General features: G+C 57.8%; 19 protein-coding genes. 10 read left to right on the top strand and 9 right to left on the bottom strand.

All coding sequences use genetic code 11. The annotated features are described in order from the left end of the window. Positions 1 to 92: 92 nt before the first annotated feature. From folX to HU718_RS05585, 4 genes are all read right to left on the bottom strand, one after another. Entirely contained in the window at positions 93 to 464 is a 372-nt protein-coding gene (folX, locus tag HU718_RS05570; protein WP_007914273.1) for a dihydroneopterin triphosphate 2'-epimerase, read from the bottom strand. Continuing rightward, positions 465 to 1,025, bottom strand: coding sequence for a GTP cyclohydrolase I FolE (gene folE / locus HU718_RS05575; protein WP_150705957.1), 561 nt, complete (start codon positions 1,023 to 1,025; stop codon positions 465 to 467). A gap of 20 nt (positions 1,026 to 1,045) precedes the next feature. Beyond that, the gene (folM, locus tag HU718_RS05580) at positions 1,046 to 1,756 is read right to left on the bottom strand and encodes a dihydromonapterin reductase (protein ID WP_095119442.1); all 711 of its coding nucleotides are present in this window, start codon (positions 1,754 to 1,756) and stop codon (positions 1,046 to 1,048) included. Positions 1,757 to 1,889: 133 nt separating this feature from the next. Further along, complete coding sequence (locus tag HU718_RS05585; RefSeq protein WP_186616548.1) at positions 1,890 to 2,456, bottom strand: antibiotic biosynthesis monooxygenase; 567 nt, start codon at positions 2,454 to 2,456, stop codon at positions 1,890 to 1,892. A gap of 212 nt (positions 2,457 to 2,668) precedes the next feature. Here HU718_RS05585 and HU718_RS05590 point away from each other — a divergent pair, with 212 nt between their 5' ends. Further along, positions 2,669 to 3,628 (top strand): MerR family transcriptional regulator, encoded by a 960-nt coding sequence (locus HU718_RS05590; RefSeq protein WP_186616547.1) that lies wholly within the window; start codon positions 2,669 to 2,671, stop codon positions 3,626 to 3,628. Between the two features lie 3 nt (positions 3,629 to 3,631). Here the strand turns inward: HU718_RS05590 and HU718_RS05595 are convergent, their stop codons facing one another. Both HU718_RS05595 and HU718_RS05600 read right to left on the bottom strand, forming a co-directional pair. Next, positions 3,632 to 4,237, bottom strand: a complete 606-nt coding sequence (locus tag HU718_RS05595; protein WP_016987019.1) for a hypothetical protein — start codon at positions 4,235 to 4,237, stop codon at positions 3,632 to 3,634. A 54-nt stretch (positions 4,238 to 4,291) separates the two neighbouring features. Then, on the bottom strand, positions 4,292 to 4,768 hold the full coding sequence (locus tag HU718_RS05600; protein WP_095112662.1) for a PAS domain-containing protein: 477 nt from the start codon (positions 4,766 to 4,768) through the stop codon (positions 4,292 to 4,294). Positions 4,769 to 4,921: 153 nt separating this feature from the next. On the opposite strand from HU718_RS05600, the gene HU718_RS05605 reads away from it, so the two are divergent. Further along, a complete protein-coding gene (locus tag HU718_RS05605) occupies positions 4,922 to 5,377 on the top strand; it encodes a flavodoxin (protein WP_186616546.1) in 456 nt (151 codons plus the stop codon). On the opposite strand, the gene HU718_RS05610 is transcribed toward HU718_RS05605, so the two are convergent. Further along, positions 5,367 to 6,254, bottom strand: coding sequence for a LysR family transcriptional regulator (locus HU718_RS05610; RefSeq protein ID WP_186616545.1), 888 nt, complete (start codon positions 6,252 to 6,254; stop codon positions 5,367 to 5,369). The genes HU718_RS05605 and HU718_RS05610 overlap by 11 nt on opposite strands. A 95-nt stretch (positions 6,255 to 6,349) precedes the next feature. Here HU718_RS05610 and HU718_RS05615 point away from each other — a divergent pair, with 95 nt between their 5' ends. The 5 genes from HU718_RS05615 to HU718_RS05635 all read left to right on the top strand — a co-directional run bounded on the left by HU718_RS05615 (position 6,350) and on the right by HU718_RS05635 (position 10,330). Further along, the gene (locus HU718_RS05615) at positions 6,350 to 6,736 is read left to right on the top strand and encodes a CidA/LrgA family protein (RefSeq protein ID WP_095119438.1); all 387 of its coding nucleotides are present in this window, start codon (positions 6,350 to 6,352) and stop codon (positions 6,734 to 6,736) included. Continuing rightward, a complete protein-coding gene (locus HU718_RS05620) occupies positions 6,726 to 7,412 on the top strand; it encodes an LrgB family protein (protein WP_150705963.1) in 687 nt (228 codons plus the stop codon). Before HU718_RS05615 ends, HU718_RS05620 begins: the two co-directional genes overlap by 11 nt. 131 nt (positions 7,413 to 7,543) lie before the next feature. Further along, positions 7,544 to 8,326 (top strand): class II aldolase/adducin family protein, encoded by a 783-nt coding sequence (locus tag HU718_RS05625; RefSeq protein ID WP_186616544.1) that lies wholly within the window; start codon positions 7,544 to 7,546, stop codon positions 8,324 to 8,326. Continuing rightward, positions 8,326 to 9,228, top strand: a complete 903-nt coding sequence (locus HU718_RS05630) for an alpha/beta fold hydrolase (protein ID WP_186616543.1) — start codon at positions 8,326 to 8,328, stop codon at positions 9,226 to 9,228. The genes HU718_RS05625 and HU718_RS05630 overlap by 1 nt, the downstream gene beginning before the upstream one ends. Before the next feature lie 190 nt (positions 9,229 to 9,418). Then, positions 9,419 to 10,330, top strand: coding sequence for an SDR family oxidoreductase (locus HU718_RS05635; RefSeq protein WP_077571170.1), 912 nt, complete (start codon positions 9,419 to 9,421; stop codon positions 10,328 to 10,330). Positions 10,331 to 10,374: 44 nt separating this feature from the next. Here the strand turns inward: HU718_RS05635 and HU718_RS05640 are convergent, their stop codons facing one another. Further along, a complete protein-coding gene (locus HU718_RS05640; protein ID WP_016987012.1) occupies positions 10,375 to 10,632 on the bottom strand; it encodes a hypothetical protein in 258 nt (85 codons plus the stop codon). Beyond that, positions 10,629 to 13,040 carry an S-type pyocin domain-containing protein gene (locus HU718_RS05645; RefSeq protein WP_186616542.1) on the bottom strand — a complete coding sequence of 804 codons (2,412 nt, stop codon included), beginning with the start codon at positions 13,038 to 13,040 and terminating at the stop codon, positions 10,629 to 10,631. Before HU718_RS05645 ends, HU718_RS05640 begins: the two co-directional genes overlap by 4 nt. A gap of 721 nt (positions 13,041 to 13,761) precedes the next feature. Between HU718_RS05645 and HU718_RS05650 the strand changes: the two genes are divergently transcribed. The 3 genes from HU718_RS05650 (at position 13,762) to HU718_RS05660 (ending at position 19,640) form a co-directional block, all read left to right on the top strand. Then, a complete protein-coding gene (locus HU718_RS05650) occupies positions 13,762 to 15,555 on the top strand; it encodes a DUF1302 domain-containing protein (protein WP_186616541.1) in 1,794 nt (597 codons plus the stop codon). Positions 15,556 to 15,578: 23 nt separating this feature from the next. After that, positions 15,579 to 16,946, top strand: a complete 1,368-nt coding sequence (locus HU718_RS05655; RefSeq protein WP_150705969.1) for a DUF1329 domain-containing protein — start codon at positions 15,579 to 15,581, stop codon at positions 16,944 to 16,946. 138 nt (positions 16,947 to 17,084) lie between these two features. Next, entirely contained in the window at positions 17,085 to 19,640 is a 2,556-nt protein-coding gene (locus HU718_RS05660) for a LuxR C-terminal-related transcriptional regulator (RefSeq protein ID WP_186616540.1), read from the top strand. Positions 19,641 to 19,765 lie beyond the last annotated feature (125 nt).

The following is a 19,765-nucleotide window of genomic DNA, read 5'->3' on the forward strand; positions in this document are numbered from 1 at the left end:
TCTGCGAGACAGCTTTGAGCGGCAAGCTTCAAGCTGCAAGATTGGATCGGGGTCGGCCGTTAGCTTACCGCTTGCAGCTCGAAGCTTGAAGCTCAGCGGCTAGCCGCGAGCGTGATCGACACCGATTCGGCAAATCGCAGCGCATGCGGCTTGTCGACTTCGACTTCGGCGTACAGCACCGAACCATTACTCATCACCAGATCGAGCAATTCCTGAGTCAGCCGTTCGAGCAGCGCAAAGCGATTGCCCTCGACGTGCGCGATGATCGCTTTGGTGATGGTGCGGTAATTCAGCGCGTGGTCGATGTCGTTGTCACGCACGGCTTCCTGAGCGGCATACAGAATGGTCAGGTTGATCAGCACATCCTGTTTGTTGAGGATTTCGTCCTCGTTGATCCCAATAAAGGTGCGCAAGCGCAGATCCTTGACTCGGATGCGCGCCATTCCCGGTTGAAGTTGTGGCATTTACTTGCTCCGTCCAATCAATTGCAGGAACTCCTGACGGGTGTTGCTCGACTCGCGAAAGGCGCCGAGCATGACCGAGGTGTTCATGGTCGAATTCTGTTTTTCGACACCGCGCATCATCATGCACATGTGTCTGGCCTCGATGACCACCGCGACGCCGGCGGCATCGGTGACTTGTTGCACCGCATCGGCGATTTGCCGGGTGAGGTTTTCCTGAATCTGCAGGCGGCGGGCGAACATGTCCACCAAGCGCGCGATTTTCGACAGGCCCAACACCTTGCCCGTCGGAATATAAGCCACATGGGCCTTGCCGATGAAGGGCAGCAGGTGATGTTCGCACAAAGAGTACAACTCGATGTCGGCGACGATGATCATCTCGTCGCTGTCCGAGGCAAACAGCGCGCCATTGACGATCTCGTCGACGCTCTGCTCATAGCCATGACACAGGTATTGCATGGCCTTGGCCGCTCGTACCGGGGTGTCACGCAGTCCTTCACGGTCAGGGTCTTCACCGAGGCCGATGAGGATTTCGCGGTAGTTCTCGGGCAGTGAACGGGTCATGGAAATCCTCGCGAATCGGCTTATTTGACGTGCCGTCCGCCATTGACGGTCAGGGTCGTACCAGTGACATAAGGGTTGTCGAGCAGATAACGCAGGCTCTGATAGATCACTTCGCTGCCGGGTTCGATGCCCAGCGCGGATTTGGCCAGGGCCTTGGCGCGGTACGCCGCGTCGTCGTCGGGATTGAACAATAGCAGGGCCGGGGCGATGCCGTTGACCTTGATGGCCGGCGCATAGCGGGCGGCGAAGGACAGCGTCAGGTTGTCGAGCCCGGCCTTGGTGGCGCAATAACCGATGTGCTTGCTGCTGCCTTTGCGGGTGACATCGTCGCTGATATGGATGATGTCGGCGGGCGTCGAGCGCCTCAACAATTCACCGCAGTGCAGGTTGATCAGGTACGGCGCGAGCATGTGCAGATTGAACATGCGCGTGAAGGCTTCGGCCTCGCTGTCCGGGGTTTCGGCCAGCCACTCGGAAGCGTTGTGCACGATGGCGCGCAGGCTCTCGGTGTGGGTTTTCAGTGTTTCGATGAAGACGAGAATCCCGGCTTCGCTGGAGAAATCGGCGAACAGGCCGATGGCGCCCAGATCGCGCAGTGTCTGCACGCCGGGGCGTTCGCTGCGGTAGGTGAAGATGACGCGATGGCCTTCTTCGAGTAACCGCTGCGCGCAATGCAGACCGACACGCTGGCCGGCACCGGTGATGAGGATCGGGGCTGAGGAATCAGGCATGAACGGCTCGCATCGCGGTGGGAGCAAAAACTATAACAGCGACGCGCCTGAAAAGATCGCAGCCTGCGGCAGCTCCTACCCCGGTCTGTATTCAGTCCTGTAGGAGCTGTCGAGTGCAACGAGGATGCGATCTTTAATGTTTTTGAGGTGTCGCCGAAACAGGCAGGCGCACCGGGGGGCTGTTCAGCCAGTTCGCCAGCAGGCGCGTCGACAGCGGAATAAAGAAGTAGACCATCAGCGGCGTCAGGCACGCCGTGCTGATCAATACGCGCGGCAACAAACCCATGTCAGCGAGCAACGGGCCGAGGACAAAGTTGAACAACAGTGACACCGGAAAAAACGCCAGCCAGATCGCGACAGCCTGCTTCCAGCGCGGTGGACGCTGACCGGCCGCGCCGAACCAGCCTTCGATTCCACTGACCCGATGCTCTTTCGGGTGGGCGAAGAGATCGCTGCCGCGGCTCAACCACGCGGTACGGGATGCCGAATGCTCCCACGCATGCAACGTCTGCTCATCGACAAAGCGAAAAATGATCTGGAATTCGTTATCGCCGGGTGGCGGAGCGAGCACGCCAGAACCCAGGTAACCTGGGAAATCTGTGGCCAGTTGTTCGCCTTCGCGCAGCCAGGCGATCAGATCCTGATAGCGACCATCGGCGACGCGACGCGCTACCATCAGCGTGACGGGGGAAGTAGACATTTTGTATCTCCGTATTTCGAGTGCGTCACTCCGGGTAGGAATTTCGCCTGACGCAGGGCCGGGGTAGAGGCCTGCGTTTTCAACAAGCAAGGATTATTCCGTTTTTTCACGATTAAACCAGCGACTTTCGTCGCATTTCATCACTTGAATCCCATTGGGGCATAAGCGTTAGAATGGGATCCAATTGAATCGACATGGAAGTTGAACGCCATATGCCTGTCATAACGGACGCAAGCCCAGCTACGCAGGCCTCTGTTGCGCTCGAACGCGCTGATCTGTTCCCGATCCGTGAGGTCGCACGCCTCACCGGTGTAAACCCGGTGACGTTGCGCGCCTGGGAGCGACGCTATGGTTTGATTCAGCCGACACGCACCGAAAGCGGGCATCGGCTCTATTCGATGACCGATATCGAGCGGGTGCGCAGCATCGTCGACTGGATTGATCGCGGTGTCGCCGTGAGCAAAGTCGGCAAGATCCTCGCCAAGACCGAACCGATGAAAGTGCTGGCGCACATCATCCCCGATGATCTGGTGCAGGCTGATTACCTGCAGTGGCAGGAACAGATTCAGCAGGCGGTCAGCGCATTCGATGATCAGCAACTGGACCGCGTCTATGGCCAGATTTTCTCTTCTTACTCATTGCCGGTGGTGTTTCAGGACATCCTCATGCCGCTGTGGCTGCAATTGTTGCAGCGTCAGGAGGCGTTCGGGCAAACCAGCGAATGGCTGTTTTTCGATGGCTTCCTGCGGGCGCGGGTGTTGCAACGGATCGTCATGCTGCGTGGCACCCAACCGCGCCGCGTGATCGTCAGCGCGCTGGCCGGGCAATGTCGAGAGCTGGAGTTGCTGGTGGCGGCGCTGTTTCTCAGCGACAGCAATTCCGGTGTTCGCGTGCTGACGACAGGTCAGCCGTTCGATGAGCTGACGTTGGTGTGCGAAAAGATCAAACCTGATGCACTCGTGCTGTTTTCCAATCACGCGCCCAGTATCGAGTTGCCTCGGCGTCTGAACCGGTTGGCGTTGAGCCTCGATTGTCAGTTGATGCTGGCGGGCGATGCTTCAGATCTGGCGCAGGACAGCCTGGCCGGATCCTCTGTTGCCTGTCTGGGCAATGAAGGGGCGAACATGCGTCAGCGCATGCTGCAGTTTCTGGCCGGGAAGCTGGATACCTGAAACTCAGGTGTGAAGCGCAGGATGGGTGAGGCGATGTTGCTGCAGGATGAACTGACGCAGGCGTTCGGTTTCGTCGGTGTCGGTCTGGCTCAGTTCGTAGGCATAGAAACCACTTTCGGTTTCCCGTTCGAAATTGCCACGCAATGAAATCCGCTCGTAACCCGAAGGGCTGAACCACAACGCGAAATGCTTGGGAGGTTTGGTCTTGTTGCGCACTTCCAGTAGCACACCTTTGTGCGAAACCTCGTGGACCCACAACGTGCCCGGCTGACCTTTGGCGTTCTCCAGGGCTACTGGCTCTTCGAGAGTCAACCGCCATGGCCGCACCATCGGGCCGTCTTCATAAATGCTCGGTACGCCGAGGCGCAGATGCAGCGCGTGAAACTCGTCCTCCACCAGATGCAACGGGAAGGTCATCTGCTGATTTTCGAAGTTGGCCTGAATGGTCACTTGCTCGTGAGCGGCCAGGCGCGTGAGCAAATCACGGATCTGCGAACCGCCATTAACCAGCAGACTCGACGTCGCATCCCGCACGTTCAGTTGCGGGTTGTGCTGCATGGTCTGGATGAAATCCAGCTCATCCTGAGTGAGGAGGGCGTCGCGCTGCATGGCTAACTCGAAAGATATAGATACAAAGTCATTGGTGATTGTAGTTAATGACACTTAGTTCGCGATTTTGTTTTGACCGTTTGTCGCTTTCAGTGCAGCCAATTCTGCTTTGAGGGCAGCGACTTCAGCTTCCAGTTGAACAACGCGCTGTTGCGCCTTGACCTGAACGGTGACGTCCTTCTGCACGCCAACGAAATATGTTTGCCCGTCTTCGACGTTTTTCACCGTCGAAATCGACAGTTCATTCCAGAACGGCGTACCGTCCTTGCGATAGTTGCGCAGGATTTCCCGGCACGAGCCGCCGTTATCCAGCGTTTCGCGAATCAGTTTCAGGCTGTCCTGATCTCGGTCTCCAGACTGCAGAAAGCGGCAGTCCTGATAGAGGATTTCCTCACTGGTGTAGCCGGTCAGTCGTTCAAAGGCCGGGTTCACATAGATCAGGATATCGTTCTGTTCACCTTCCTTTTCGGCGACCACGATGCCGTCGTTCGACGCGTTGATTACCATTTGCAGCAGGCTGGCGTTGATCATCTTTGAATCCTTTCAGAGTTGTCAGTGGCTCGCATTCTAGAAGAACCGTAGGCGCTGTCTACTGGCCATTACCGCCAATTGAGATCCAATCGCAGCTTTGCGTCGGAGGCTGTTACTATCGCCGCTCTTTTTTTCAGTTTCAGGATCAGATTGATGAAAGTCGCCATCCTCTCCGGTTCGGTCTACGGCACCGCCGAAGAAGTCGCCCGTCACGCCCAGAACCTGTTGAAAGCCGCGGGCTTTGAAACCTTCTACAACTCGCGCGCCAGCCTCGCCGACATTCAGACGTTCGGCCCCGAAGCATTGCTCGCAGTGACCTCGACCACCGGCATGGGCGAATTGCCCGACAACCTGCAACCGCTGTATTCGGCGATTCGCGACCAATTGCCAGCGGCATTGCTCGGTTTGCCGGGCGCAGTGATCGCCTTGGGCGACGCCAGTTATGGCGACACTTTCTGCGGCGGTGGCGAGCAAATGCGTGAACTGTTCGGCGAGCTGGGTGTGCGCGAAGTGCAAGAGATGCTGCGCATCGACGCCAGCGAAAGCGTCACCCCGGAAACCGACGCCGAGCCTTGGCTGGCGCAGTTGATCGAAGCCCTCAAGGACTGATTCCGCGTTCGCGCAACAGCGCCAGCCATGCCTGCGCCGCTCTCGACAGATAGGCGCCGCGACGCCAGATGAAGGCGATATCCCAACGCAGATAGTCCGGCGCGCGCAAGGTCAGGCGAACCACGCCTGGCCGTACCAGACCGCGCGCGACCACGCTGGGCAATAGCACCACGCCTTGCCCGGCGGCGACCAGCGCCGCAAGAAAATCGGCCTGACCGCTGCGTCCGCCTTCCTTCGGCGTGAAGCCCATTTGCTGGCATGCCTGCAGCAAGCGGTCGTTGAGCACGAAGCTGCGCTGATAGAGCAGAAAGGGCGTCTCGGCCAATTCCTCCAGACCGATCTCACCCCGCTCGGCCAGTGGATGATCCACCGGCAGCAAGGCGTCGAGTTGTTCATCGCAAAACGGCTGCCAGTCGAATTGCGGATCCTTTGGCAACAGACTGCCGCCCAACTCCAGTTCACCGCTCAGCACAGCCTGCTCGATATTGCGGCTACCACCCTCGAGCAACTGGATGCTGATATTCGGATAGCGCCGCCGGTATTCCGCAAACAGTTCGGCGAATAGCGCGTCGCTGCCGAGTAATGGCAGGCCGAGGCGCAGCTCTCCACGTGCCATATGACTGAGGTCGTCCAGCTCCGCGAGCAGTTCGTTGCGCAAACGCAGCATGCCCTCGGCCCGTTGCAGCACGACGCTGCCAGCGGCGGTCAGGCGCAATTGCGAGCCGAGCCGTTCGAGCAAGGGCGTGCCGAGACTCTGCTCCAGTTGTGCGATCTGTTTGCTGACCGCTGACTGGCTGATGTGCAGGGTTTTTGCGGCCTGGGTGAAACCGCCCTGATGCATGACTTCGACGAAACTGCGCAGCTGTTTGAATTCCATTGCCTGATTCCATTTTGGAATGGCTTTGAGTCTAACAATTCGCTTCGGCGATGGCAGGGCGCTTCGTAAAATAAGCGCCTGTCAGGAGCAAAATCATGAACGCCGTCACCCTCAAGCATCTCTCTCGTCTTCTCGCCGAACTCGCCGTATTGCTCGGTCTCTACCTGCTCGGCTGCCAATTGGCGGCATGGTTGGCGTGGCCAATCCCCGGCGGCGTCATCGGTATGGCGTTGTTGCTGCTGGCATTTGCCTTTGGCTGGGTCAAACCGGCAGCGCTGCAATTGGGCGCGGGACTGCTGATGGCCGAGATGTTGTTGTTCTTCATCCCGGCGCTGATGAGTCTGCTCGACTACGGCGCGCTGTTGCGCAATGACGGCTGGCGGATCCTGCTGGTCATCGCTGCCAGCACCTTGATGGTGATGCTGGTGACGGCTTTCACCGTAGAACTGGCCGTGCGCATGAGGCGGTCCCATGAAGCTTGAATGGATGCCCATGTTCTGGCTGGCCTTCACCCTGTTGGCGTATCTGGTCAGCCGCTGGTTGTATCGGCGCACCGGGCGTTACGTCTTGTCACCGCTGATTCTGGTGCCAGCGTTGCTGCTGGCGCTCGCCGTGCCCCTGCACACCGCCTATGCCGAATATTCCAGCAACACCCACTGGCTGATGCTGGTGCTCGGCCCGGTCACCGTGGCTTTCGCCGTGCCGATCTGGCAGCAACGCCGTTTGTTGATGCGGCACTGGTCGGCGCTGCTATTGGGCATGGTTGCCGGCAGTGCGGCGTCGATCGGCACCTCATTCGGATTGGCCAGGGCGCTGGCGCTCGACAGCTCGGTGACGATGTCACTGGTGCCGCGCTCGATCACCACTCCGTTCGCCATGCCGCTGGCGCAGAACCTCGGCGGCGTGCCGGAGTTGACCGCGGTCTTCGTGATGTTCACCGGTGTGTTCGGCGCGATGCTCGGCGGGGTGCTGTTGAAGTGGCTGCCGTTGCGCAGTGCCTTGGCCCGCGGTGCGCTGTTCGGGGTTGGCGCGCACGGTGCCGGGGTCAGCCGGGCCCATGAAGTGGGCGGGGAAGAAGGCTCAGTCGCCGGGCTGGTGATGGTCTTGACCGGGTTGCTCAATCTGTTTGCCGCGCCTTTGTTGGCGTCGTTGCTTTGACATGGATCCAGACTGTTTGCATCGCTGACTCGGTCAGTCATCAAGCTGGCTGCCAATGCAACTACGCGATGCTCTGCGCCTGACTAGACTGGTCGTACGTGCAGAACAATAAGAACGCAGAGGTGCATACAGTGAGCGTAGCCTCCGTCCAATCGTCCCTTAATGTCAAAGACCAGGTCAGTGCTGCGGAATGGCAGACCCGAGTCGATCTCGCCGCTTGTTATCGTCTGGTCGCGCTGCATGGCTGGGACGATCTGATCTTTACGCATATTTCCGCCAAGGTGCCGGGCACCGAAGATTTCCTGATCAACCCGTTCGGTCTGATGTTCCATGAGATCACCGCGTCGAGCCTGGTGAAAGTCGATCAGGCCGGCAACAAACTCATGGACAGCCCTTACGAAATCAACCCCGCCGGCTATACCATCCACAGCGCCGTGCACGAAGTGCGGCACGATGTGGTTTGCGTGCTGCATACCCACACCGCTTCCGGTGTCGCGGTGTCGGCGCAAAAGCAGGGTGTGTTGCCGATCAGTCAGCAGTCGCTGTTCGTGCTCTCGAGCCTGGCTTATCACGGCTACGAAGGCGTGGCGCTGAACCACGAAGAGAAAGCGCGCCTGCAGGCCGACCTTGGCGAGAACAATTTCCTGATGTTGCACAACCACGGTCTGCTGACCTGTGGCGGCACCATCGCCGATACGTTTCTGATGATGTTCACCTTCCAGCGCGCCTGCGACATCCAGGTCATGGCGCAAACCGGTGGTGCTGAACTCATCGCCATCGAACCGCAAATTCTGGCGGGCGCCAAAGCGATGATCGCCGGCGTCACCAAAAGTGCTCAAGGCATGGGTGGTGCGCTGGCCTGGCCGGCGTTGCTGCGCAAACTCGATAAACAAGACCCCGGATATAAACTCTAATGCCACTTGCCGAGATTCCTCTGTGTGTCTGGCGCAAACGCAGCCAGACGTTTGTCTTTCGTGGCCAGCCGATCCGTTACTGGGCGGCGGGGCAGGGTGAGCCACTGCTACTGATCCACGGCTTCCCGACCGCCAGTTGGGATTGGCATTACCTCTGGCAACCACTGGCCCAGCGTTATCGGGTGATCGCCTGTGACATGCTCGGCTTTGGCGATTCGGCCAAACCGATCAATCACACCTACAGTTTGCTTGAGCAGGCGGATTTGCAGCAGGCGTTGCTCGCGCATCTGCAGATCGACCAGCCGGTGCATGTGCTTGCGCACGATTACGGTGACAGCGTTGCGCAGGAACTGCTCGCCCGGCACTACGAAGACAAGATCGAAGTGGCCAGTTGTGTGTTTCTCAACGGTGGATTGTTCCCGGAAACCCATCGTCCGGTGTTGATGCAGAAACTGCTGCTCAGCCCGTTGGGCTGGATGATCGGCCGCGCATTCACCCGCGATGCTCTGGTGAAAAGCTTCCGGCAGATCTTCGGCCCGCAAACGCGGCCGAGCGAAAGCGAGCTGGACGATTTCTGGAGCCTGATCGACAGCAATCGCGGGCCGCGGATCATGCACAAGTTGATCAGCTACATCCCCGAGCGTCGGGTGCAGCGTGATCGCTGGGTGATGGCGATGCAGCGCGGTGAAATTCCGTTGCGGGTGATCGATGGCGAGGTCGATCCGATTTCCGGGGCGCACATGGTCGAGCGTTACCGCGAATTGATTCCCGACGCGGACACGGTGTTGTTGCCGGGCATCGGTCACTATCCACAGACCGAGGCGCCAGTGCAGGTGCTCAAGCACTACCTAGCGTTTCGTGAGCGTTTTGTGCTGCCGCCGCGCAAAGTCGCCTGCTCCTGAAAATCAAAAGATCGCAGCCTGCGGCAGCTCCTACACAAATCTAATGTAGGAGCTGCCGCAGGCTGCGATCTTTTGATCTTCACTATCCCCCAACCTTATCGCACACCATTCAGCCTCAGCCGTATTCATTGTGACCAAAAGCTGTCTGCCTGAAACTCTGGCTCAATACTGGCCTGCTGGAGTTGCTGCGATGAATGAGTCTGTGCGTTTCGAAGATAAAGTCGTCATCGTCACCGGAGCCGGTGGTGGCCTCGGACGCGCCCACGCATTGTTGTTTGCCAAGCAGGGTGCCAGGGTGTTGGTTAATGATCTCGGCGGCTCGACGCAGGGCGAAGGCGCCAACGCCTCCGCCGCCGACCGCGTAGTGGCGGAAATCCGCGAGGCCGGCGGCATTGCCGAAGCCAACCACGACTCGGTCACCGACGGCGACAAACTGGTGCAGAACGCTCTCGATGCCTTCGGCCGTGTCGACGTCGTCGTCAACAACGCCGGGATCCTGCGCGACAAGACTTTCCACAAAATGGACGATGCCGACTGGGATCTGGTTTACCGCGTCCACGTCGAAGGTGCCTACAAAGTCACCCGCGCCGCGTGGCCGCACCTGCGCGAGCAAAACTACGGCCGGGTGATCTTCACCGCCTCGACCTCAGGCATCTACGGCAACTTCGGCCAGTCCAACTACGGCATGGCCAAACTGGGCCTCTACGGCCTGACCCGCACGCTGGCCATCGAAGGCCGCAAGAACAACATTCTCGTCAATGCCATCGCGCCAACCGGCGGCACGCGCATGACCGAAGGCTTGATCCCGCCGCAAGTGTTCGAGCAACTGAAACCGGAACTGGTCAGTCCGTTGGTGGTGTATCTGGCCAGTGAACAATGCCAGGAAACGTCCGGGTTGTTCGAAGTAGGTGGCGGCTGGATGGGCAAGGTGCGTTGGGAACGCAGCCTCGGTGCCGGCTTCGACCCTCGCGAAGGGTTCTCGCCGGAAGATGTCGCGGCGCACTGGCAGCAGATTTGTGATTTCGAAGGGGCGGCGCATCCGAAGGACAACATTGAGGCGCTGAAAGAGATGATGGCGAATTTGCAGAAGTATTCGCTTTAAGGGGTGAGGCCACCAAGCTTGGGCTTGGTGGCCTGCATTGCTACTTAAGAATACGTGTTGTCAGTCATAAACCTAGGCGCTCGCCAGTTAGGCCCTTTGACGGCAACTGGTCCGCTGCCATTGGCCAAAACGCCTTGCTCGAAGAGTCGTGCATAGGTTTCAAGAAGTTCGCCGCTTGCAATAACTTCGTACCTGTAGCGCCCAAACATTCTGTCTAGGGAAGGGATGGCGGAGCCGAGTGCGAACACGGTTAGTACATCTTCTACAGATTCATTTTTTACTATTTGCTCGACGATGCTCATTGCTTACCTCCTTTCAACAGATTCTTGAAAAACAGTTCATCTTGCTTGTCTGCAGCGGCAATGGCGTCTTGGGAATAGAGCAAAGACTCATCGTCGCGAAGCTTGAAATCTTCTAGCGTAGCCGTATGCGCATTGTTCCAAAGAGGCGACTCCCTGTCTGGCTTGAAATCGTCACCCAGTCCCAGCGCGCGAAACCTCTCGAGCTCGCGTACTTCATGAGTGTAATAGCGTAAATCCGTATCGGTGAACTCCCAGTGCCCGCATAGAATTTTTTCCAAGCGTTGAATCATGATTTCGTTGGCATCTGATTGGTCAAGCCTCGCGATATGCAGTTTCACAGCATCAATTCCGGTTTGAGTGATAACCGCCGTTCGCCAATCCAGGTCAAGTATTGGCCCACCAGCCTGCTCTGGATTGAAATCGCGGCCACTGTATTCACCCTTGGTGGTTGCCCCCGCATAAGGACTGCTAAACACCACATAAAGCGGTGCAATCCCCGAGTCATCGGGAAACACGATGATGAATCGTTCCCAGCCTTCGACCAGAATCGGATTCAGGTCCAGCCGTCCTTCGATCGGAACAATCGGAGCGCCCGTATACGCCGGGGAGTCGGTATCTACCATGGGCGATTCGGTCGAGTTGTCACCCGGCGAGATAGCGGGCGTCCAGGTCAGAAAGTCCGTCGGCGAATCTGGCAGCGCTACTTCATAAACATCATTCAGCAAGTCATAGGCCGCATTCAGAACCAGCACACTCGAGCGGATATGGAAGTCATCGCTTGTGGCGACGAAGACTTCCGCGCCAGCCCCGAGCCGCCTTACGCCCAAGCCCACAGGCAGCTCCAGCGTGCCTTGCCGATCGGCTGTTTCACGCAGTGTCTGTGCAGACTCCGACGACAACTCGGCAAGCGGCACGCTCATGGAAAAGCGCTCGCCATTGCCCAGGCGTGAAGGCATCAGCAGCGCCGCAAAACCTACCAATACCGGACCGCTGATCAGCGCAGTGGCTGCCGCTTTCACGGTCAGTAATCCCACCCTCAGCGAATCAAGAATTGCCGATGCTGCCGAGGAAGGAAGACGAATGGCTGTCGAGGAGAAGGAGAGGTGCGGTCTGGTGGAAGCCACAACACCTGAGGCAGGGTAAACCTGTTGAATTTCTGGAGGTTGACGTTTCTGCTTTAGGGCTTCCTCCTCTTGTTTGGAAACCGCTTGAAGCTCATGCAGATGTCGTTGGTTTTCGTGTTGTTGCTGGATTTTCAGCGTCGCCAGTCGCGCTTGTCTTTTGGCAACGTTAGTCGCGGTCTCGATCACCTTGCGACGAATTTCCAGGCTTTGCTCCTCTGCTAGAACCTGACTTTGAATTGCCTCGATACGCTGTTCCATTTCAGCGTTAAGACGAGCCTGTTCCGCAGCGAACGCCTGTGCAGCCGCTTCCATGTTGAATTGCGCTTCTGCCAATGCTGCTTTCAATGTTGCGACGCGTTTTTTTTCCTGAGCTTCAGCTTCAGCGTTGATGCGAGCCACTTCGCTAGCCAAGCTAGCCAGATGGGCGTCCTGACGCTGTTTTTCAGCTAACGCAGCGATTCGCGCCTGTTCCCGTACGCGGACCTGTTCCTGTTCAAGACGAGCGGCCTCGGCAATGTCACTCTGGCGTTGTTGCTCGGCGGCGATGCGGGTACGTTCTTCAGCCAAGCGCTGAGTCTGTGCCAGAGCCGCAAGTCTTGCTTGCTCCAGGCGCGCGGCTTCGGCGAGTTCTCTTTGACGTTGCTGTTCTTGGGCAATCCGTGCACGTTCTGCCGCTACTCGCTGAGCATCTGCCGCCGCTTGTGCTTGCGCCTGAACAGTTGCCAGCCACTTGTGCACATCGATTTGCTGTTGATTAAGCAACTGAATGGTTTGCGACAGTAAATTTGCTTCGTGTGCCGCCCTGTACGATACGACCCAGGCATCTGCAATACCCAGAACATAAGTTCGTCTGCTGTGGCTGACTTTTACGTAATAATCATGAAAGTTTTTATTAAGCGGTGTGTCCCCAAAAAACTGATTGGCTACTGCTGTTTTCTGATGATGCTCGGCTGTTTTTCTGGCGATTAACGTGTGGCGAACTTGCAGTTCCCGCATGATTGCCTGCGCGGGAGGAAGTGGGTGAGTCGTGCCTTCCAGGCGTGTCGCGGCCAGCTCCTGTTCAATTGAATGGGGTATTTGCTCTGTGCGAGTTTTAAACTCATGAGTGATTTGCGCCGTGCGTTCGTTAAATTCAGCAATATTGGCTCGAGTGGCGCTGACCGAATCGAACGCTCCGCTGTTCGGAATGTTCTTAATAGTTGCAGGTATTATGGGTATTCCGGCGGGTGCTATTGCCGTTGTATGGACAGCTTCGGTCAATTCCCATGGTGGAGGCTTTTGCATATTCATATCCTTTTGAATGTGCGCGATAAGTCGCCGGCAAGTCAGTGCGGCCAATAGTGACGTCCATGTCACCGGCGAGTGTTTGAGGCGTTTCAAGTTACAACAGATTTCAGGTTACAAAATCTGAGAACTTCGTAAGTAAACAGGTTTTGTTTTGGAAGAACTTTCCAGGACTTTCAATTTGTCGGTCATCGTTCTCCTGCGAACAGAGAAACGTCCGACATTGTTCTCGGAAGTTTTTCGCTGAGTGAGGCGTTTAACTTTTCATCAGGCATAAAAAAGGCCGCTGCAAACGCAGCGGCCAAGGTAAGACGTTGGATCAAGGAGCTACAAATCAACGTCAGTGAACACCGGGGCGATAAACCGAACCTTCGATTTATCTGAAATCTGTTGCCAATCGCTTCAGTCATTCAGCGGAGCTGGCTTCGTGCTTTGCGGCGTGTCACGTGAAAGCGCGTTCAGAATAAGGTCTTGAACGCGTAGGAAAAATACCGATTCCGGACATGCACTGTTGCGGGGCATGCAACAGTCCCGTGATCCGATGTGCACCATGCGCGGCACTGATGATCCTTCATCCAGCCGATCCATGAGCGGCGCAAAGTCCCGCCCCGCAAGGCCATTCATCCTTTCGAGCGACAACACGAATACCTCCTTGGTGCGCTTATCGACGCGGTTGCCCGGCAGTAGGGTGGGGCCTTCTGTCACTCACCGGGGAAGACGCATGACAACAAAAACAATGCGCGCCATCTTCACACCGCAGGCGCTGGCAGCCGCGGTGGCTTTGGGTTGCTGCGCCCAGGCGCAAGCGGTCGCGTTCAACATTGGCGAGATTGAAGGTACCTTCGATTCGTCGCTGTCGATCGGTGCGAGCTGGGGCCTGCGCGATGCCGACAAGTCGCTGGTCGGCACAGTCAATGGTGGTACCGGGCAATCCTCGACGGGTGATGACGGGCGTTTGAATTTCAAGAAGGGCGAGACCTTCTCGAAAATCGTCAAAGGCATTCACGACCTCGAACTCAAGTACGGCGACACCGGCGTCTTCGTGCGCGGCAAGTACTGGTACGACTTCGAACTGAAGGACGAGGACCGCGAGTTCAAACCGATCAGCGACAGTGGCCGCAAGGAAGGCGCGAAATCTTCCGGCGCACAAATCCTTGATGCGTTCGTCTACCACAACTATTCCATCGCCGACCTGCCGGGCACTGTGCGTGCGGGCAAACAGGTGGTGAGCTGGGGCGAAAGTACTTTCATCGGCAACTCGATCAACAGCATCAACCCGATCGACGTTTCCGCATTTCGCCGTCCCGGTGCCGAGATCAAGGAAGGCCTGATTCCGGTGAACATGTTGTTTGGATCGCAAGGCCTGACCGATCAACTGACTGTCGAAGGTTTCTATCAACTGGAATGGGACCAGACCGTTCTCGACAACTGCGGCACCTTCTTCGGTGTCGATGTGGCGGCGGACGGTTGCAACAATGGCTACACCGTCGGTAACCCGGCGATTGCGCCGTTTGTCCCGTTGACTCAGGCCTTCGGCCAAGGCATTCAAGTCACCCGCGAAGGCGTGGTGATCCCGCGTGGCGGCGACCGTGATGCGCGGGATTCCGGGCAGTGGGGTACGGCGTTGCGCTGGCTCGGTGATGACACTGAGTACGGTCTCTACTTCATGAACTACCACAGTCGTACGCCGACGGTAGGCACTACCACGGCCGGGCTTTCGACATTGGCGGCGTTGCCGGGCATGGTCGGTATCGCCAATGGTCTGGCGCCCGGCAGCGGTTCCGGTCTGGCGCAGAGCGTGATGCTCGGGCGCGGCCAGTACTACCTTGAGTATCCGGAAGACATTCGCCTGTACGGCGCGAGTTTCTCCACCACTTTGCCCACCGGTACCGCGTGGACCGGCGAGATCAGCTACCGGCCGAATGCCCCGGTGCAGGTCAACACCAACGACCTGACGCTGGCGCTGCTCAATCCGATTGCCGGTGGCACGGCGTCGCCACTTGCGACGTCACCGGGAGCGGACAACAAAGGCTATCGGCGCAAGGAAGTCACGCAAATCCAGAGCACCCTCACGCACTTCTTCGATCAGGTCTGGGGCGCTCAACGCCTGACCCTGGTCGGTGAAGCGGCGGTGGTGCGGGTTGGCGGCCTGGAGTCGCGCGACAAGCTGCGTTATGGCCGTGACTCGGTGTACGGCCAGTACGGTTTCGGTGGCGACACCGACGGCTTCGTCACGTCGACCTCGTGGGGCTACCGCGCCCGGGCGATCCTCGATTACGCCAACGTGATCGGCGGGATCAACCTCAAACCCAACCTGTCGTGGTCGCACGACGTCGCCGGTTACGGGCCCAACGGGCTGTTCAACGAAGGCGCGAAAGCGATCAGCCTCGGCGTCGATGCCGACTACCGCAACACCTACACCGCGAGCCTCAGTTACACCGACTTTTTCGGTGGCGACTACAACGTCCTCGAAGACCGTGACTTCGTCGCACTGAGCTTCGGCGTGAACTTCTGATCTGCCCGAGAAGGATGACTGCAATGCGCAAAATGATTCTGCAATGTGGTGTGCTGGCCCTGAGTTTTCTGGCGGCCAACGTAATGGCGGCGGTGTCGCCGGAAGAGGCCAACAAACTCGGCACCAGCCTGACCCCGCTCGGCGCCGAGAAGGCCGGCAACGCTGACGGTTCGATTCCGGCATGGACCGGCGGCATCCCGAAAAATGCCGCCGCGGTGGACAGCAAAGGCTTTCTCGCTGACCCGTTCGCCAATGAAAAACCGTTGTTCACCATCACCGCGTCCAATGTCGACAAGTACAAGGACAAACTTTCCGATGGCCAGGTAGCGATGTTCAAACGCTATCCGGAAACCTACAAGATCCCGGTCTACCCGACTCACCGCACCGTCGCCGCACCGGCGCAAATCTACGAATCGGCCAAGCGCAGCGCGCTCAACGTCACCACCATCAATGACGGTAACGGCCTGGCCAATTTCACCGGCAATCGCTACTACGCGTTCCCGATTCCGAAGAACGGCGTCGAGGTGTTGTGGAATCACATCACCCGTTACCACGGCGGCAACGTCAAACGCATCATCACTCAGGTCACCCCGCAGACCAACGGCAGCTACACGCCGATCCGCTTCGAAGAAGAGATCGCCGTGCCGCAACTGATCAAGGATATCGACCCGGAAAAAGCCGCCAACGTGCTGACCTTCTTCAAACAATCAGTGACCGCGCCGGCACGTCTGGCGGGTAACGTGCTGCTGGTCCATGAAACCCTCGATCAGGTGAAGGAACCGCGTCTGGCATGGATCTACAACGCCGGCCAGCGTCGCGTGCGTCGTGCTCCACAAGTGGCCTATGACGGCCCGGGCACCGCCGCCGATGGCCTGCGTACCTCGGATAACTTCGACATGTTCTCCGGCGCACCGGATCGCTACGACTGGAAACTGGTCGGCAAAAAGGAAATGTACATTCCGTACAACAGCTACAAACTCGATTCGCCGAGTCTCAAGTACGACGACATCGTCAAGGCGGGGCACATCAATCAGGATCTGACCCGTTACGAACTGCACCGGGTGTGGGAAGTGATCGGCACGGTGAAACCGAACGAGCGGCACATCTACGCCAAGCGTCACATGTACATCGACGAAGACAGTTGGCAGGTGGCGCTCGCGGACCACTATGACGGTCGCGGACAGCTGTGGCGCGTCGCCGAAGGTCACTCTGAATATCACTACGAGCATCAGGCACAGGCTTACACACTCGAAGCGCTCTACGACATCATCGCCGGTCGCTACATTGCCTTGGGGATGAAGAACGAAGAGAAGCACAGTTATATATTCGACTTCGAAGCCAAGGCTGCCGACTACACCCCAGCGGCCTTGCGTGCAGAGGGTGTGCGGTAACGGTTCTGATACATCAGTGGACAAAAGGCGACCGCTCGGTCGCCTTTTTTATGGCTGCCAATCAGCGCGCTGAATACTCGTCAACAAGTCCATGGGAGAGGGCTAGGGTGAAGGCACAACGATAAAAAGGCTCACCCGATGACCGCCATGACTGCCTGTCTGGATCGCCCCGGATTTCTGCCCAGACTTTCTTCTCATCATCAGCCTCGCCCTCGCTTGAGCGAGCCACTGCTTGAGTCGGTGGCGCGGGTCAGGTTGATCTGCGCACCTGCCGGCAGTGGCAAGAGTGCGCTGCTTGCCGAGTGCCTGCTGCAGGCACCGCCACGCTGCGAAGTAGGTTGGTTGCCGCTGGCGGGCGCGGCATTGAGTACCAGTGACTTTTGTCTGCGCCTGGCGCAGGCGTTGGGACTGGTCGAAGCAACGGAGTCCGCTCTGGTCACTGCGCTGAGTCGCTGGTCGAGGCCGACCTGGCTGTTTATCGATGACTACTGCCGTTTGCCGGATCCGTCGCTGGACGCGCTGCTTGATCGGTTATTGACGGTCAGCAGTCCCGCGTGTGTCTGGTGGATCGGCGCGCGTAGACGTCCGCAATGCAACTGGCCCCGTCTGCTGCTCGATGATGAACTGTACGAGTGCGAAAGCTCGACGCTGGCGCTCACCCAAACAGAAATCGCCCATGCGCTGAAGCACTTGCCCGCCGAGCAGGCGAGGGACGTGGCTGCGCGAATCTACCAGCGAACCGCTGGCTGGTGTGCCGGCGTCCGCATGGCGCTATTGCGCAAATGCGATTGGTCGCAGACAACTGAACCACAACAACGCGTCGATACGCTGCTCGATTACCTGCAACATGAACTCTTCAGTGGCCTCACGCCGGAACTCATCGAAGTCTGGCGCGTGCTTGCACAAATGCCGCGCTTCAATGCGCAACTATGCGAGCATCTGTTCGGCGCCGGGGAGGGGGCTGTACACCTGCGTACATTGCAAATGCTTGGCTGCTTTATTGAGCCTTGGAATGATTCCGGGGACTGGTTGCACATCTTTCCGCCCCTGTCTCGCGTCGTGTGCGAGAAGCAATTACCGTCGCGCTGCACATGGCATCGACGTGCCTGTCAGTGGTTCAGTGCCGCACGGGATTGGCGCTCGGCATTTGAACAGGCGTTATTGGCAGAAGAATATGAAGCGGCAGTCAGCCTGCTGCAGCACTTTAGTTTCGAACAGTTGTTTGAAGAGCAAACGGTCGTGTTATTGGTGCGATTGCACGAGCAACAAGGTGGGGAGTTGACCCTGAGCACTCCGCAACTGGTCGAGCTGTTTACCGCTGCGTTGCTCTTTGCCGGTCGTTTTGAACAGGCAGCGAAATGCATCGGGCACCTGGGGGTATTCATTCCCCAGCCTTCGCCAGCGCTTGAGCGGCAGTTGATTTCGCGTTGGCAAACATTGCAAGGCTGGTTACTGCATCTGGAAGGGCGAATGGTGGCCGCTCATGAACACTTTTCGCAAGCGCTGGAAGTACTCGATCCCGATAAGTGGATCGCTCGGGTGATGTGTCTGTCAGGGTTGACCCAACAGGCTCTGTTGCGCGGGGAACTGGATTTGGCCCACACGCTGAATCGCCAGGCGCTGTGTCTGGCGCGGGCGCAAGGTTCGCTGGTTGTCGAAGCTCTGCTTGAACTCGATCACGGGCAACTACTCGAGCAGCGCGGCGCGGCGCCTCGGGCTGAAAGTCTGCTGGCGAGCGTGCATGATCTGCTCGCCCGGCAGTCGAACCGCCTGAGTCCTTTGCTGGGGCGAATAGCCTTGCGCCGTGGGCGCATTGCACTGAGTCAGGGCCAGGATGCCTCGGCGGCTGTGTTTTTTCAGTCGGGGATGGACGATTGCAAGCGCAATCAAGACAAGCGGGTGTTGTATGGCTATCTGGGATTGGCGCAGCTGGCCGCCAATGAGGCGGATTATCAAAAGGCATTCGTATGGCTGCGTGACGCGGAGCGTCTGATGCAACAAAGGTTGATTCCGGAAACAGTGTACCGGGGCGTGCTGTTGCAAGTCAGCAGCCTGTTCTGGTTACAGCAGGGACGTCCCGAGCTGGTATGCGAGGCCATGACACGTCTGCTGCGACACTACCAAGGACCGAATGCTTTGCAAGCGCCACCCGCGACAGTTGAGTTGATTCCGCGCATTGAATACTTGTTGATCCTTGCGCAAGTTGGCTTGCGCAAAGCGCACAATCCGCTCGGCCGCCTCCAGCTTTTGCTGGAGGCGGCGCAACAACGCAAAATGTTGTGGCTGGAAACCGACCTTCATCTGGTGTTGGCCGAATCTGCCTACATTCAAGGCGATCTGACTTCGGCACGTCGTCACTTGCAGAAGGGGTTGGAAATGTCCAGTCACCATGGTTTGCACCAGGCATTAAATGAACTGAAACTGCGTCAACCTGATTTGTTGAGTACATTCAATAACAAGGTCGTCGAATCGCCTGGTAACAAGGCCATAAGTGACAGCGGTCTGCTCAGTCTACGAGAGTTGGAAGTTTTAGGTCTGATTGCCAAGGGATACTCAAATCAACAAATTGCGGATCAACTGTTTATTTCTCTGCATACGGTAAAGACGCACGCCAGACGCATACATGGGAAGTTAGGTGTTGCGCGACGAACTCAGGCCGTGGCGAGTGCCAAGTCAATGGGTATGGTGTTTTAGTGTTTTTTATTTGTGTTCTTTAGGGAGTAAGTGGCTGGGTTTCTTGTGATGAGTTTCTTGAGTGTAAGTGTCAATGTCTGGTGGTTGGCGCGTTTAAGTTTCTGGAGGTGTCGGTATGGGTAAAT

Source organism: Pseudomonas tensinigenes, from assembly GCF_014268445.2.
In the GTDB taxonomy this organism is placed as follows: domain Bacteria; phylum Pseudomonadota; class Gammaproteobacteria; order Pseudomonadales; family Pseudomonadaceae; genus Aquipseudomonas; species Aquipseudomonas tensinigenes.